Annotated in this window: 12 protein-coding genes; 3 read left to right on the plus strand and 9 right to left on the minus strand. The window is 43.5% G+C overall.

Going from position 1 to position 15,426, the window contains the following annotated elements:
* Positions 1–10 precede the first annotated feature (10 nt).
* The gene (locus WHS63_RS07015; protein WP_445204496.1) at positions 11–1,630 is read left to right on the plus strand and encodes a fumarate hydratase; all 1,620 of its coding nucleotides are present in this window, start codon (positions 11–13) and stop codon (positions 1,628–1,630) included.
* A 70-nt stretch (positions 1,631–1,700) separates the two neighbouring features.
* On the opposite strand, the gene queA is transcribed toward WHS63_RS07015, so the two are convergent.
* The 7 genes from queA to WHS63_RS07050 all read right to left on the minus strand — a co-directional run bounded on the left by queA (position 1,701) and on the right by WHS63_RS07050 (position 9,558).
* Positions 1,701–2,753, minus strand: a complete 1,053-nt coding sequence (gene queA / locus WHS63_RS07020; protein WP_445202053.1) for a tRNA preQ1(34) S-adenosylmethionine ribosyltransferase-isomerase QueA — start codon at positions 2,751–2,753, stop codon at positions 1,701–1,703.
* A gap of 134 nt (positions 2,754–2,887) precedes the next feature.
* Positions 2,888–3,601, minus strand: a complete 714-nt coding sequence (gene truB / locus WHS63_RS07025) for a tRNA pseudouridine(55) synthase TruB (protein ID WP_445204497.1) — start codon at positions 3,599–3,601, stop codon at positions 2,888–2,890.
* Between the two features lie 3 nt (positions 3,602–3,604).
* Entirely contained in the window at positions 3,605–4,381 is a 777-nt protein-coding gene (locus WHS63_RS07030; RefSeq protein WP_445204498.1) for an undecaprenyl-diphosphate phosphatase, read from the minus strand.
* Between the two features lie 26 nt (positions 4,382–4,407).
* Positions 4,408–4,677 carry a DUF3098 domain-containing protein gene (locus WHS63_RS07035; RefSeq protein ID WP_369488903.1) on the minus strand — a complete coding sequence of 90 codons (270 nt, stop codon included), beginning with the start codon at positions 4,675–4,677 and terminating at the stop codon, positions 4,408–4,410.
* Positions 4,678–4,696: 19 nt separating this feature from the next.
* Positions 4,697–5,575, minus strand: coding sequence for a cell division protein FtsX (locus WHS63_RS07040; protein WP_445204499.1), 879 nt, complete (start codon positions 5,573–5,575; stop codon positions 4,697–4,699).
* The gene (locus tag WHS63_RS07045; protein ID WP_445204500.1) at positions 5,576–7,990 is read right to left on the minus strand and encodes a YfhO family protein; all 2,415 of its coding nucleotides are present in this window, start codon (positions 7,988–7,990) and stop codon (positions 5,576–5,578) included.
* Positions 7,991–8,007: 17 nt separating this feature from the next.
* On the minus strand, positions 8,008–9,558 hold the full coding sequence (locus WHS63_RS07050; protein ID WP_445200615.1) for a glycine--tRNA ligase: 1,551 nt from the start codon (positions 9,556–9,558) through the stop codon (positions 8,008–8,010).
* Positions 9,559–9,692: 134 nt separating this feature from the next.
* Here WHS63_RS07050 and WHS63_RS07055 point away from each other — a divergent pair, with 134 nt between their 5' ends.
* Entirely contained in the window at positions 9,693–12,302 is a 2,610-nt protein-coding gene (locus WHS63_RS07055; protein WP_445204501.1) for a YfiR/HmsC family protein, read from the plus strand.
* A gap of 10 nt (positions 12,303–12,312) precedes the next feature.
* Here WHS63_RS07055 and WHS63_RS07060 read toward each other — a convergent pair whose 3' ends face one another.
* A complete protein-coding gene (locus WHS63_RS07060) occupies positions 12,313–12,687 on the minus strand; it encodes a response regulator (protein WP_445200613.1) in 375 nt (124 codons plus the stop codon).
* Positions 12,688–12,762: 75 nt separating this feature from the next.
* Complete coding sequence (locus WHS63_RS07065) at positions 12,763–14,538, minus strand: fibrobacter succinogenes major paralogous domain-containing protein (RefSeq protein WP_445204502.1); 1,776 nt, start codon at positions 14,536–14,538, stop codon at positions 12,763–12,765.
* Positions 14,539–15,132: 594 nt separating this feature from the next.
* Between WHS63_RS07065 and WHS63_RS07070 the strand changes: the two genes are divergently transcribed.
* Positions 15,133–15,291 carry a hypothetical protein gene (locus WHS63_RS07070; RefSeq protein ID WP_445204503.1) on the plus strand — a complete coding sequence of 53 codons (159 nt, stop codon included), beginning with the start codon at positions 15,133–15,135 and terminating at the stop codon, positions 15,289–15,291.
* Positions 15,292–15,426 lie beyond the last annotated feature (135 nt).

Consider the following 15,426-nt stretch of genomic DNA (forward strand, 5'->3'; position numbering starts at 1 on the left):
ACTAAATACCATGGCAACACCGGAATTCTTTTACCAGGAAAGATTTCCTTTGGAGAAGGATGATGCTGAATACTATCTCCTAACAAAGGATTTTGTTTCATCAGCAAAGTTTGAGAGCGAAGAGGTATTAAAGGTCGACCCGGAGGGTTTGGCATTTCTTGCCCGCATCGCAATGCACGACATCTCTTTCTTTTACAGGGCTGAACATGTAAAGCAAATTGCTGCAATTCTGGAAGATCCGGAAGCCAGTAAAAACGATAAGTTTGTAGCATTGGTCTTGCTCCGCAACGCCGAGATTGCAGCCAAAGGGGTTTTACCGCTATGCCAGGATACAGGTACTGCTACTGTGTTTGCCAAAAAGGGGCAGAGGGTTTGGACTGGCGCCAACGACTACGAGGCACTTTCGCGTGGTATCTACAAAACCTACACCGAGGAAAATTTGCGTTACTCGCAAACCGTACCCCTTGACATGTATACCGAGAAGAACTCGGGGACAAACCTACCTGCCCAAATCGATATTTACTCAACTCTCGGCAATGAGTACGAGTTCCTCTTTATAGCAAAAGGGGGAGGTTCCGCCAATAAAAGTATGCTTTTCCAGGAAACCAAGGCGCTTTTGAACCCCGAAAAGCTGGAAGCATTTTTAGTTGAAAAAATTAAGAATTTGGGTACAGCCGCTTGTCCACCCTACCATATTGCCATAGTAATTGGAGGAACATCGGCCGAGGATACACTGAAGACAGTAAAGTTGGCTTCGGCAAAATACCTCGATAATCTGCCAACCTCCGGGAACATTCACGGTAGAGCATTCAGGGATAAAGAGCTGGAAGAGAAAATTCTAAAAGCCACCAACAGTATTGGAATTGGTGCTCAGTTTGGCGGTAAATACCTTGCCCTTGACATTCGAATTATACGCCTTCCCAGGCATGGCGCATCATGTCCGGTAGGAATAGGGGTATCGTGTATTGCCGATAGAAACATAAAGGCAAAAATTAACAGCCAAGGGATTTGGATTGAAAAGCTGGAGAAGAATCCGGGCAAATATATCCCCGAACAATGGCGTAAGCCTGAAGAAAACGATGCTGTAGAAATCGATTTGAATCAACCCATGCAAGCAATTCTTTCGGAACTCACCAAGTACCCTGTAGGCACAAGGCTTTCGCTCACCGGGCCAATAATTGTAGCCCGCGATATTGCCCATGCAAAGCTAAAAGAGCGTTTAGATAAGGGTGAGGGGTTACCCGAATACGTTAAAAATCACCCTATTTACTATGCTGGTCCAGCAAAAACACCAGCGGGAATGCCCTCGGGTTCGTTTGGTCCAACTACTGCAGGGCGAATGGATTCATATGTTGACACATTCCAATCGCAGGGTGCAAGCCTGGTGATGATTGCCAAGGGTAACCGCAGCCAGGCTGTAACCGATGCCTGCAAGAAATATGGAGGTTTCTACCTCGGGAGCATTGGCGGTCCTGCAGCCATACTGGCCCAGGAAAACATTAAAAAGGTTGAACTAATTGAGTTCCCTGAACTGGGAATGGAGGCGGTGTACCGAATTGAGGTGGTTGATTTCCCGGCATTTATACTGGTTGATGACAAAGGAAACGACTTTTACAAGCAGATTAAGTAGTTCCTTAAGGCTTTCGAAATAAAAAAGGCCCGATAACTGGGCCTTTTTATTTAAGTATTTTTCATTTTAATTAAATGATCAGCATAGCATCGCCGTAAGTGCCAAAGCGGTATTTCTCCTTAATGGCAACCTTGTAAGCATCCATAACCTGATCGTACCCGCCAAAGGCACAAACCATCATTAGGAGGGTTGATAAAGGCAAGTGGAAGTTTGTAACCAGCATGTTTGGTACAGCAACCTCGTATGGCGGGAAGATAAACTTGTTAGTCCATCCGCTGTATGGCTTTAGGAAGCCATCGGTTGTCACGGAGCTCTCAAGGGTACGTAGTACGGTTGTACCAACTGCGCAAACGTTGTGCTGCTCGCGTTTGGCCTTGTTAATGATGTTGGCGGCATCGTCGCTAATCCAAATCTGCTCCGAATCCATTTTGTGCTTGGTCAAATCCTCAACATCAACAGTTCTGAAGTTGCCTAAACCAACATGAAGGGTAATCTCGGCAAAGTTTATTCCTTTAATCTCAAGCCGTTTGAGCAGATGCTTGCTGAAATGCAGACCTGCGGTGGGAGCTGCAACTGCACCCTCGTGCTTGGCATAAACGGTTTGGTAACGCTCACGATCTTCGGGTACAGCCTCGCGCTGTAGGATATGCTTTGGAACGGGCATCTCGCCTAACCTGTAAAGGGTTTCCTTAAACTCCTCATAGGAACCATCGAAAAGGAAACGCAGGGTACGTCCACGGCTGGTGGTATTGTCAATAACCTCAGCTACCAGAACATCATCTTCGCCAAAATAGAGCTTATTGCCTATTCGGATTTTACGGGCAGGGTCAACTAAAACATCCCATAGCCTTTGCTCCCGGTTCAGCTCACGGAGAAGGAACACCTCTATTTCAGCCCCAGTCTTTTCCTTATTGCCGTATAGGCGTGCGGGAAAAACCTTTGTGTTGTTGAATACTAAAACGTCGTGTTCGTTCAGATACTCAATAATATCCTTAAAAATCCGATGTTCAATTTTCCCGGTTTTCCTGTTCAACACCATTAGCCTCGATTCATCCCTGTTCTCAACAGGAAATTTTGCAATTAAATCTTTTGGCAGATTGTACTTAAATTGCGATAGCTTCATATGTATAGTTTTACTTCAATTTACACAAAGATATAACTTGCCACCAGGCGTTGTCAACAGTTTTACCCTTAATTTATAGGAATTTGCAAAGATAATCTATTATTTTAGAGCATGTGCACCTTATACGGCAATATTTAGCTTTGGTTACCCAAATCGGAAAGTTTTTTTTCTACCTCAGCAATTGATAAAGCCTGCTCAATTGTGAAAATACCACTACGCGTACGTCGTAACTCAACCAGATGTGCTCCTGTGCTTAGGGCCTTACCAATATCGCGGGCTAAAGCTCTGATGTAGGTACCCTTGCTACAAACTATTTTTAGAGTTAGAAACGGTAAATCAAAACCTATAAGCTCAATGCTCTGAATCTCGATTGGAACCGGCTCAAGCTTAGGATCAACACCCTTACGAGCATACTCGTAGGCACGTTTTCCGTTGACATATTTTGCTGAGAACGCAGGGGGTTCCTGCAACTGCCATCCTGAAAATGTCCTTAAAACAGTTTCAACCAACTCACGATTCACGTGGTCAAAGGGGTAAACAGCATCAACATCGGTCTCCAGGTCGAACGAGGGGGTTGTTTCGCCAAGCTTGATTTTAGCAATATACTCCTTATTGTCGGCCGTAAGCTCCATAACCCTTTTGGTAGCTTTTCCGGTACAAATTACCAATAGGCCCGTAGCCAATGGGTCAAGGGTTCCTGCATGGCCAATTTTAGTTGATTTGTCGCCAGTGTATTTCTTAATCAACGATCGTAACTTCCCCACAACATCGAACGAAGTCCAATCGTATGGCTTATCGATAAGTAATATGGTACCCTCCTTAATGCTCTCGAAACGGTTTACCTCCATGGGCTAGGCTAAAAACAGTGCAACTATTCCAACCAGTGCACAGTAAAGTGCAAACCAGTAAAGATTCCCTTTCCGAACAATGCGAAGCATGAATGAGCAGGCCAAAAAGCCCGATACAAATGCAGCAACAAATCCTGCAACAACGGGCGCAGTAATGGTGTTTGAAATATCACCTTTAATAATATCGAGAAAAGCAGCTCCAAGCACGGGAATAATAACCATAAGGAATGAAAAACGAGCTACCTCATCGCGGTCCTTGCCAAGTAAAAGTCCGGTAGAGATGGTAGCGCCAGAACGACTTAAACCGGGCATAACGGCAACAGCCTGGGCTAGACCAATGACAACAGAGTCGAAATATCCTACTGGCTTTGTGTTTTTGGGTTGTACTACTCGGGTTAAAGCAAGAAGAATGGCTGTAGCAAGCAACATGGAACCCACTACCAATAAATTTCCCTCAAAAAGAGTCTCAATTTGGTCCTTGAAAAAAACGCCTACAATACCAACAGGAACCGCTGATATTAGAAGCTTAAATACGTAATGGGTTTGGCTGTTCAGCTTGAAGCTGAAGAATCCAGAAAATAAATCGATTATCTCCTTACGGAAAACTAGCAGGGTGCTTAAAACCGTAGCCACATGAACTGCAATGCTAAACTCCAGGTTGTTTTCCAGTTGAACTCCAAGCAGAGCCTTTGATAGTTCAATGTGTCCGCTACTACTAACAGGTAAGAACTCGGTTAAACCCTGTATAATGCCAATAATTATGGCCTCAAAAATGGTCATTTCAAATACTTTTTAATGATAAAAATTTAGCTATCCTTTTTCTCGCGTTTCATTATGGCGTAACCCACAAATGCGAACCCAAACAGCACAACAACGGGGGCAAGCGTAATACGTCGGAAGCTGAAAATGTCGGGGTTGAACACATTGGGGTCAGTTGATCCACCGCCTGCCATGAGAATGAAACCCAGAACTATTATGGCAAAGCCAATTATCATCAGCTTATAGTTCATCCAGCTTAAGGGAAAAAGATTCTCTTTTTCCTGTATCTCCTTTTTGGGGGTATTTTTTGCAGACATAACAGTTAATTTTATCGGGTTAATAGTAAAGATCATCGGTGCTTGAACGTAAAAATTTATTCACTGCCATCAGGGTTGCCAAAAAGTTAATAACTATTCCAATTGCAGTAATTGCTGCAAATACAAGCACAATGCTTGGCGGATCGAGGATAGCAAGCAAATCGGCAACCTCCTTGTTAATGGCGTACAACAATCCAATTAACAAAGCAATGGCTATAAAGGAAGCGTATAGGGCATGTAAAATGCTTTTCAGCAGGAAAGGTCGTCGTATAAAACCCCAGCTTGCCCCAACTAATTTCATGGTGTTAATGATAAATCGCTTGGAGTAAACGGACAACCTAATAGTATTGTTAATAAGCACAAGGGAAATGAAAAGCATCAATCCTGCAAAAGTCAGTATCACCAAGCTAATTCTGCTAACATTATCGTTAACCAGATTGATGAGTGAGCGCTGGTAGTCAACCTCCTTTACCTGGGGGAAACGCTTTAACCACCCCTCAATACGTGCAATACTATCGTTATTGGCGTAATCGGCTTTAAGCCTTGCCTCAATGTATGCATTTAATGGGTTGTATCCCAGGTAGGCAATAAAATCCTCGCCAAGCTCATTAGCCATCATTTTAGCGGCATCCTGCTGTGTGTAGTACTGGGTTGATTTTATGTAGATACTTGCATCGAGCTGCTTTTTCAGGTAAAGGGCATCGGCATCGGAAACTCCCTCGTTCAGGTAAATATCGAACCCAATGTTTTCCTTAACGTACGCTGAAAGTTTCTTTGCGCTAATAACCAAAACCCCGAGCAAACCCAAGGTGAAAAGCACTAAGGAGATGCTTATTATTGATGAGATATAGGAACTCCTCAACCTCCCTTTAGTTGCCCTGTTTACTGAATTAGCCATTTACTCCTTAAATATTTTATACAAACTAAAGCTTACCCAACCAACAAAGGTAAGTATTAAAAGCAACGATGAAGCCAAATCGATATACATTCCTTTCTTCCACATAGGCGGGTCAAACACAAACTCAATTTCATGGTTACCAGCAGGTATTTGCATGGCTCTTAACACGTAATTTACCCTGAAATGATCGGCTGGTTTGCCATCGAGATACGCTTGCCAACCTTTGGGATAGTAAATCTCGGAGAAAACAGCTAGCTGAGAAACTGGCGAATCGCTCCTGTACTTCAGCCTATTAGGACGGTATTCAGTAAGTTCAATCTTACCCTGACCCGATTTACCCTGCTCAAAACCTCTAAGGTATTGCTCAAATCGTTTATCGACTACTGCTATTGATTTTGGGTTGAAGCCATTCAGGGCCTCAATCTCCTCATCGGCATTATTAACAACTTTAACTGAATCCACAAACCATGCATGGCCAAGTGCATCGGGGTTGTAAACTGCAACGGGACCTTCCTTGCCGGGTTGTATAATATACTTTGTGTTTAACATGTTAAACACAGCAATATTACCCTTGGATAGATGAAAATCAATTAAATCCTGATAGCGACGCAGCTTGGCTCCATGGTATCCGCCAATTGATTTATGGAAATAGGATGTGGATGCATCGTTGAATGGGCTAACGGTAAGGTTAAACACTCGGAAATTTGGATCGTTATCGGCTAGTATCTGCTTGTCGGCATCGGTTGGGGTAAAGGGGGCTTCAACCTGCTGGGGTAACTCAAAGTTCTTGTTATCCATAAAGCGCTTGTTTACTACCCACAAATCCACAGTAATGAGCAGGCCCAGCAAGGCAAAGAATAGTGTTGGCTTCAACTTTTTCATGTAGTAAAGCGCAACGGTAACTGCACCGGCAAGTACAAAGAATAGTGAGCGGAAAGCGTCGTTCCACATCAGCGCTTGCCTATCCTTGCGCATTACCTCAACAATCTCCTTGGGCCAACCCAGCTGATTGTCAATTGAACCGCTAAAGGATAACATTCCCTTGCCAAGCAGCAGGAACAGCAGGCAAATTCCTCCAACCAATCCCACTGACCATTTAAATGCTTTCCAAAAATCGTCCTTTGTAACCTTGCCTTCAACTATTTCCTTAAGGGCAAGTATTCCAAGCAAAGGAATGGTTAACTCAGCTATAACCAGTATCATCGATACCGTTCGGAACTTGTTGTAAAAGGGGAAATAATTCAGGAATAAATCGGTAAGAAAGTTAAAATTTTTACCCCACGAGAGCATTATTGCCAGAACAGTAACCCCAAACAAAAACCACTTAAATCTCCCTTTAAGGATAAACATCCCGAATACAAAAAGAAAAACTACAATTGCACCAAGGTAAACAGGACCAGAGGTTGATGGCTGTGGGCCCCAGTATGTGGGTAGGTTTTGTGCTATGGAACTAGCTTGACCATAGGGAACACCATTCTGCCTGAGAAAACGGAATGTTTCCGATTTTTCGCCAACATCCATGGTGCTTGAGCCGCCCATCAAATTAGGGATAAGCAGGTTAAAAGTTTCAGCTATTCCGTAACTCCACTGGGTTGCATAGTCCTTGTCCAGCCCCGAAGTTCTATTATCCCTATCATGGGTTAACTCAGATTTGCCTCTGATTGTATCCTTGCCATAATCGTTAGTGAACCATAGGTAGGTAAAGTTAGCGCCAAAAGCCAGAACTGCTGCCAGAAGCAAAATCCCGGTAGCTTTGGCAAACAACCTTAAGGCTTTAGCCTTAAATGCCTCAACAAGATAGTAGAGATAGACAGAGGCCATTACAAGTGCACCGTAGTAGGTGATTTGCGGGTGCCCTGCATTGAGATTGAGTCCAAAAGCTAGTCCAAAAACTGCCAAACCAGCAAAAAGCTGTCCACGTAAAGCCAAAATCATTCCAGCAATTGTTGGGGCAACATAAGCTATGGCATGAATCTTAGCGTTATGCCCTGCTCCAATAACTATGAGGAAATAGGTTGATAGGCCATAGGCAATTGAACCCACAATGGCAAGCCACGGGTTTACCCCAAAAACAAGAAGTAGAATATAAAATCCTAACATGGTTAGGAAGATATAGCTGGCAGGCCGTCCCACCACATTTAGGAAGCTATCGACATGCTTTAGCAGGTTTCCCTTGTAGTTAGCCGAAATGAGATATGCCGGCATTCCTCCAAACATACTGTTTGTCCAAAGCGACTCCTCGCCTGTTTTTGCCTTGTAATCCAAAATTTCTTTCGCTGAGCCTTTCCACATAGCAATATCGTGCTGAGCCAGCCTTTTACCCTGTAACTGCGGGTAGAAATAAGCTAACGGAATGGCCATGAAAAGCAGCAAGGCTACTATATGAGGCTTTATCTTACTAAATTTTGAATTCATGCCGGCAAGTGTTTTATTTATATTTGACGTAGTAGGTTAGTTAGCGAAACCTTATCGTTCATTATCTCGCGCAGGCGCGATGCGGGAACACGCTCTTGCTCCATGGTATCGCGGTAGCGAATGGTTACCGTTTCATCGTCGAGCGTTTGGTGGTCGACGGTGATACAGAATGGAGTACCAATTGCATCGTGGCGGCGGTAACGCTTGCCAATAGTATCCTTTTCCTCGTACTGGCATGCAAAATCGAATTTTAGGTCGTCCATTATTTTGCGGGCCATTTCGGGTAATCCATCCTTTTTAACCAGTGGGAATACAGCAAGCTTAACAGGAGCCAGGGCTGGCGGTATGCGAAGCACTACGCGCTCATCGCTGGTACCATCCTCCTTAGCCACTTTTTCCTCAGCATAAGCAGCCGAAAGAACAAGCAGGAAAGTACGGTCTAAGCCAATTGATGTTTCAATTACGTAAGGAATATAGCTTTGGTTGATGTCGGGATCAAAGTACTGCAGCTTTTTACCCGAGTGCTTTTGGTGGTTAGCCAAATCGAAATCGGTGCGGGAATGAATCCCCTCCACCTCCTTAAACCCGAATGGGAATTCAAACTCGATATCGGAAGCGGCATTGGCATAATGGGCAAGTTTCTCGTGCTTATGGAAGCGGTACTTGTTGTCGCCAAACCCCATGGCACGATGCCAACGCATGCGTTTCTCCATCCAGAACTCATACCATTTCATTTCCTCGCCAGGGCGAACAAAATACTGCATTTCCATTTGTTCAAACTCACGCATGCGGAATATAAACTGCCGGGCAACAATCTCGTTGCGGAAAGCCTTTCCCACCTGGGCAATTCCAAAAGGAATTTTCATACGCCCGGTTTTCTGAACGTTGATGTAGTTAACAAAAATACCCTGAGCGGTTTCGGGCCTAAGGTAGATTGTGTTTGCCTCATCGCTAACCGAGCCTAGCTTGGTTTCAAACATCAGGTTAAACTGGCGTACCTCAGTCCAGTTGCGGGTACCGGAAATAGGGCAAACTATCTCGCAATCCTCAATTATCTTTTTAACCTCAGCCAGGTTGTTCTGTTCCAGAGCCTCAACCATCCTATGGTTAACGGTGGTAATACTTTCGGAAAGTTCAACTACCCTTGGGTTGGTTTGGCGGAAAAGCTCCTCATTAAAAGCATCGCCAAAACGCTTGCGGGCTTTTTCAACCTCTTTATCTATCTTTTCGCGCTGCTTTTCCATCCATTCCTCAATGAGTACATCGGCACGGTAACGTTTCTTACTATCCTTGTTGTCGATAAGAGGGTCATTGAAAGCGCCCACATGCCCCGATGCCACCCATGTTGTAGGGTGCATAAAGATAGCCGCATCAATACCAACAATGTTTTCGTTCAGGCGTGTCATGGCCTCCCACCAGTAACGGCGTATGTTATTCTTCAGTTCAACACCGTTCTGCCCGTAATCGTAAACAGCGCTAAGCCCGTCGTAAATCTCACTCGATGGGAATACAAATCCATACTCCTTGCTATGTGCAATCAGCTTTTTGAAAAGTTCCTCCTGTGTCATAAATGCTTCAAATGAATTTCCAGTAACTCACAAAAATAGTTCAATTTCTTTACATCCAAAAAAATGAGTTTTGGCAAATATGTTTTGACTTTGTAAATGGCATTTCATATATTACCAAAAATTTTGATACTGCAATGGTTCGCTTAAAGCCTTTCATAACAACCATTACAAAATATCTTGTACTGCTTTTTGCATTCAATAGTGCGGTTCATGCACAGTATCTTGCAAATTTCACAAATAACAAGTCAACAAAAATTGATGAGGTAAAACCTTTATCACAAATTCCTGAATATAAAATTAAAGCAGCCCTTATACTTAACATTGCCAGTAACATTGAATGGCCAAACGAAAGGAACATTAAAGAATTCGGAATACTAATTGTTGACAGCGATACACTTATATTCAATGAAATCAGAAGTGTTGAACCCAGCTATAAGCTTAAAGGGAAACCCATAAGAGTAAATCTTTCGACGCTTCCAATAAGAATGCCAACAGAGTATTCAATTATTTACCTAAGCCACAGCTACAGCCCTTTAGTTAACTCAATTTACCAGCAAATAGTTGGTAAAGGTGTGCTCATTGTTACCGATGAAGGAACTGAACGGCTACTTACCATGGTAAACCTTTTTCTCAGCCAGGAAAAACAAAATGTGTCATTCGAGATTAACCGGCATACCCTTGAAGAGAATGGATTTACCCTCAGCCCAAAACTTGTTGCCCTTGGTGGGAGCTTTATTGATATTAAAGAGCTTTACCTAAAAACCTACCACCAATTAATTGAAGAGAATAAAAAGCTGCAGCAACTACAAACCGACCTAACCCGCTACCAGCAAGAAAAAACAGAATACGAAAGCGAGATCAGAACGCTAAACGAAAGGGTTAATAGATTAAATCAAAATACTGCAGTTCTTGAGAAGCAGTATTCCAATGCAAGTGTTTCACTTAAGCAAAAAGATAGCCTGCTCCTAATTGCAACAAAGGAGCTTGCCGAAAAAGTTGCAGAGAGTCAAAAACTACAGACTGCCATTAATAAACAGGTGGCATTGATAAACTCCTCGCGTAGCCAACTGGACTCACTGAACAAACAAATTGTTCAAACCCAAAAAGTTTTAGACCAGAAACAGAAGGAGATTGAGGAGCAGGACATAGTTATATCAGAAAAGGAGAGTATCATTCTTAAGCAGCAAAGACGATTCTTTATTATGCTTATTGCCCTTGTAGGAATTTCATTTACTCTGGTATTTGCGTTTTGGGCTTACAGCATTAAACGAAAACTCAATATCAAACTTGAAAAACAGGTAGAGATCAGAACAAACGAGTTAAACATAAGCCGGCAACACTACCAAAGGCTTTTCGAAAATTCACCTGTAGCTATGCTTGAGCTTGACCTGTCGCTCCTTTTAAACTTCGTAACTTCTATCGGAATTCCTCTGGATTCGATGTACGAAGTTGATCGTAGTTTCTCCATTGCAAAAGTACGTGAGGGCCTAAAGTACATACAAGTTGTAAATGTGAATAATGCAGCATTAAAGCTGCTTGGGTTTGAAAGTAAAGATGATGCTATTGAAAATTACATAAGAACCTACTCCGAAGAATCGCTTGAGACCCTTCGGGAAATTTACAAAGCATTAATAGAACGAAGGCAGTTCAGCGAATACGAAAGTATAAGGAATACAAAGGAAGGCAGGAAGCTTTTTGTGGTTTTAAAATGGATAGTTCTACCCGGATACTCCCACGATTACTCCAGAGTGTTGCTATCAATTACTGACATAACAAAGCTTAAGCAATACGAGAAAGAGTTAACCCAACACCGTGATCATCTGGAGGAAATTGTTCAAGAACGCACCCAACAGATAATCCAGCTAAACAAAATGCTCCAAAAGTCAAATGAAGAGCTACTGCTTAAAACCGAGGAGTTAGAACAAACCATCCATTTACTGGAAGATGCCCAAAAACAACTTGTACAGCAGGAAAAAATGGCCTCACTTGGTATGCTCACCGCTGGTATTGCGCATGAAATCAACAACCCCATTAACTTCATTAGCGGTAGCCAACAGGCTATTGAATCGCTGCTCGATGAGCTTTGGAATAGCCTGAACATATACCGCGAAAATGCCCTAAAGTACTCGCCCCAAAACATTACCAATGAACTTGAAACCAATAATAGCATTCAGGTAGAGGAACTTTACAGCTCCATAAAGCTAATGCTTCGGAATATTGAAATTGGTATTGAGAGAACTACTGGTATTATCAGGAGCCTAAAAGCCTTCGTTCGGTCCGATAGTAAAGAGTACGTTCCGGTTTCAATACCCGAAACCATTGCCGATGTGCTCAACATGCTGCGGGGTAACTATAAGGATAGGATTGAGATTATTCAGCACTACGACCAGGACCTTCCCAAAGTCAAATGTTACCCTAACCAGCTACATCAGGTTGTTATGAATTTGGTAGCCAATGCCATTGATGCCATACCGGGCGAAGGAAAAATTTACATAAGCGGCCAGTTCTCCAGCTCCGATAACAACGTTACCATTCGTATAAAAGATACTGGCGCAGGAATCCCAAGCGATATCCAGGAAAAGATCTTCGACCCGTTCTTCACCACTAAGGATGCTGGTAAAGGAACTGGTTTGGGGCTTTACATCACCTACAATATTATAAAGTCATTAAATGGCGATATAAAAGTAAACTCAGCACCAAATCAAGGGGCTGAGTTTACAGTAACACTAACAGCTTGCGAGTAAATATAGTTTCTCAACTATTTTCAAACCTTTTAAAAGCTGACTCAATTATCTCACGAAGCTCATCCTTCTTCCAGGGCTTCATGATGTAGCGGTACACCAACTCCTCATTTATTGCCCTAAGCATGACTTCCGATTCCATAAAAGCAGTAAGAAGAATGCAAACCTTTTCAGGATTCTCATGTTTAATCCTCTCAATAAAATCAATGCCGTTCATGTGGGGCATTTTCAGATCCGATATAATCACATTGATATTTTCGTTCTTAAGGATATCGAGCCCCTTTTGAGCCGAATCGGCTACAAGTATGGTAAAATCGTTCCGGAAGTTAATCTTAAATAGCTCAAGGTTAATTACCTCATCATCAACGTATAATACCTTCTTTTCCATGGTTAACAGGGTTGATTACCCGCAAAAGTATAGGTATTTGGGAAATATGCAAGTATTTCCCAAATACCATAAAAACTAATTCTTAACGCAGCGAACAGAGTATGCTGTACCAGGAGACCCTTCACCAATTGAAACATTTCCTGAATAACTGTCAATTGTTACAATCTGAACGCTTCCTGGTATTGTATTTACCCAAAAATAGGCATACTCGCCAACATCGGTGGCAGACCAAGATGTATCCCAACTAGCTCTTCCAGCACCACGGGCTGAAAATCCTGTCTCATTGGTTGCAATTACAACTGAAAGAGGACCATGCAGATCATAATACCAATTGAAAATTTCAGGAAATACATCTCTAAGGGGTTCAATTAGCTTTTTCCCATTTATTAAAGAATCAATTGCCCATTCAGCACCCGATACAAAAGTAAACATGGCCTCCCATTCAGGCTTTGTTGGTACATGCCAACCGTCGGGGCAAACATTTTTACCGCTAAGTAATATTGCGCCATCAGAATAGTAGTTTCCAAAGACAGTGGTGGAATCAGGAGTAGGCAATACATAAATATTACTAGGTTCTATTGGTGTACCATCGGAGTACTTGGTGGTTTTTAGGTTTTCGGCCATCCATACCTGCGTGCCTATCTTAACCGTTTGGTAGGTATTACCGTCGGCATCGGCAACCGGGGGCTCTGGCAATCCAACATTGGTTGTCACATTACCTGCAACCACCATATCGCTGTACGATACCATGGTGTTTACAATGTATGTGCTATCCGGGGTTACCTCTAAGTAATTCGCAGCGCTGGACTTAGCGTTTGTTAACCCCCCTACAGCAAAGCCGCCCTTGGCTCCCTTGGTGTTGCTGTCGTCAAAGGCAAACCGGATGCTGTCGGGTAGTAACGACATGTAAACATTGGTTCCCGACTTCCCGTTGGTGAGACCGCCAACCGCAAAGCCTCCCTTGGCCCCCTTTACCACTGGGCTGTCATCGATAAAGAACCTTGTGCTGTCGGGGTGTATGGTCATGTAGGTGAGTGTATCGCCCTTGCCATTGGTTAGGCCACCCACGGCAAAGCCGCCCTTGGCTCCCTTTATGATATTTGTCTGGTCAAACAGGAACTGGGCATAGGAGGGTTCCAGCTGGAAGTAGGTGGGTACTGGGGCTTTACCGTTGGTTAGTCCGCCCACGGCAAATCCACCCTTGGCCCCCTTGCCGCTGCTTCCCTCAACATTAAATCGTACCCCGGTTTCGTAAACCGCCATTACAACCTGACCCTGCGAGTTGGTAACCGCAAAAATCGGCTTGTCGGGGTCATGTCCTTCTCCGGGTGATACTATTACCGTACTGTCCAGAACGCTTACCCTTGCGGTGGGCGCCCATTCCACTCCATTGGAAAATACGGTATTCCCCAATGGCCCCAGGCTGGAAATACCGTTGCTGGCGTTCAACGATTTTTCCGCCAGAAAGGCATAGGGTACAGCAACAATCTGGCTTGTCCCCAGGTCAGTAAAGCTCTGTTGACCCTGCTTTTTAACCTTCAGCTCCAGGAAGATGGGATCGCTCCAGCTGATACCGCTGAAAGTGCCCGCGTTAACCGTGCCTGCACCAATCTCAAAGGAAACCAAACCCTGATTGGTGGTGGTTTTGGTATGGGTCTCGGAGTATACAACGTCGCCGGTGGCGGTTGTTCTATGCAGCAAAACCTGTAGCTCAACCTGCTGGTTTGCCATTACGGTTCCATCGGCATTCCGCAGTACTGCCTGATAGGCTATCCGTTGGGGTACCTGTGCGTTAATTCCATAGCCTAATAGCACCAGTAGTACCACCATTGCCTTTCTTAAACATTTCATCTTTGTATAGTTTTTGGTTTATAAGTTTAAAGAACACAAGTTATATTTTTAAACATTACTTGTCAATTGTTTTTTGATAAATTGATATTAATTCTTCGGTCTTAATTCAATGTCGTTAAGTTAACAAAAATATACATGCCTGTCATCCTGAGCGCAGCAATGGATCTCTAATCAACCCCATGAGACGTTTCGCTTAGCTCAACATAACAATAGTTACACGTTCAACGATTTACGAACAACGAACAACGATCCCAGCCCTGTAGGGGCTAAGTATTTATAACTCCATTGTCATTCCGAGTTAGTCGAGGAATCTCATTAAATAAGGGATGAAGACACAAAGAGATGCTTCGACAAACTCAGCATGACATTAGTTTCACGAACAACGAGCAACGCTTCCAGCCCCGTAGGGGCGAAATATTTGTAACTCCATGGCTACTCCCACATGTATTGCGATGCACATAATGCATATGCCAAAGAACAAGGGTGAGGCTTTGCATCGCAAAGGAAAAACATTACAAAGAGTGAGTTTCACGTTCTTTCTTGTCTTGATACAAGAAAGAACCAAAGAAAATCAAGGCTGAAAAGCCCGACCCGATGGGTGCCCCGTGGGTGGAACTGCCACGCGATACTATTCGCCACGCCTGCGGCGTGACTCATCTGGTATCGCTTACTAAGCCCTCCGCAACGTTCCACCCCCGACCCATTCTTGGGTCTGGCTTTTATGCCACTGCATATGGCATTCCTGTTGGTTGAGGAATTTCATTAATAGAGGGAATGAAAGTGTAAAGAGATGCTTCGGCTAGCTCAGCATGACAAGGGAGCAGAAAGGAAGATAGGGTTTTTGTCATCCCGAGCAAAGTCGAGGGATCTCTTCAAAGGATTGAAGAG

Origin of the sequence: Tenuifilum sp. (assembly GCF_037481895.1) — a bacterium.
Classification (GTDB): domain Bacteria; phylum Bacteroidota; class Bacteroidia; order Bacteroidales; family Tenuifilaceae; genus Tenuifilum; species Tenuifilum osseticum.

Bases quoted from the DNA above. Each gene is read 5' to 3' on its own strand.
- queA (WP_445202053.1), bottom strand. From the start codon at position 2,753: ATGAAGCTATCGCAATTTAAGTACAATCTGCCAAAAGATTTAATTGCA.
- WHS63_RS07030 (WP_445204498.1), bottom strand. From the start codon at position 4,381: ATGACCATTTTTGAGGCCATAATTATTGGCATTATACAGGGTTTAACC.
- WHS63_RS07070 (WP_445204503.1), top strand. From the start codon at position 15,133: ATGGGTGCCCCGTGGGTGGAACTGCCACGCGATACTATTCGCCACGCC.
- WHS63_RS07045 (WP_445204500.1), bottom strand. From the start codon at position 7,990: ATGAATTCAAAATTTAGTAAGATAAAGCCTCATATAGTAGCCTTGCTG.
- truB (WP_445204497.1), bottom strand. From the start codon at position 3,601: ATGGAGGTAAACCGTTTCGAGAGCATTAAGGAGGGTACCATATTACTT.
- WHS63_RS07015 (WP_445204496.1), top strand. From the start codon at position 11: ATGGCAACACCGGAATTCTTTTACCAGGAAAGATTTCCTTTGGAGAAG.
- WHS63_RS07065 (WP_445204502.1), bottom strand. From the start codon at position 14,538: ATGAAATGTTTAAGAAAGGCAATGGTGGTACTACTGGTGCTATTAGGC.
- WHS63_RS07060 (WP_445200613.1), bottom strand. From the start codon at position 12,687: ATGGAAAAGAAGGTATTATACGTTGATGATGAGGTAATTAACCTTGAG.
- WHS63_RS07035 (WP_369488903.1), bottom strand. From the start codon at position 4,677: ATGTCTGCAAAAAATACCCCCAAAAAGGAGATACAGGAAAAAGAGAAT.
- WHS63_RS07055 (WP_445204501.1), top strand. From the start codon at position 9,693: ATGGTTCGCTTAAAGCCTTTCATAACAACCATTACAAAATATCTTGTA.
- WHS63_RS07040 (WP_445204499.1), bottom strand. From the start codon at position 5,575: ATGGCTAATTCAGTAAACAGGGCAACTAAAGGGAGGTTGAGGAGTTCC.
- WHS63_RS07050 (WP_445200615.1), bottom strand. From the start codon at position 9,558: ATGACACAGGAGGAACTTTTCAAAAAGCTGATTGCACATAGCAAGGAG.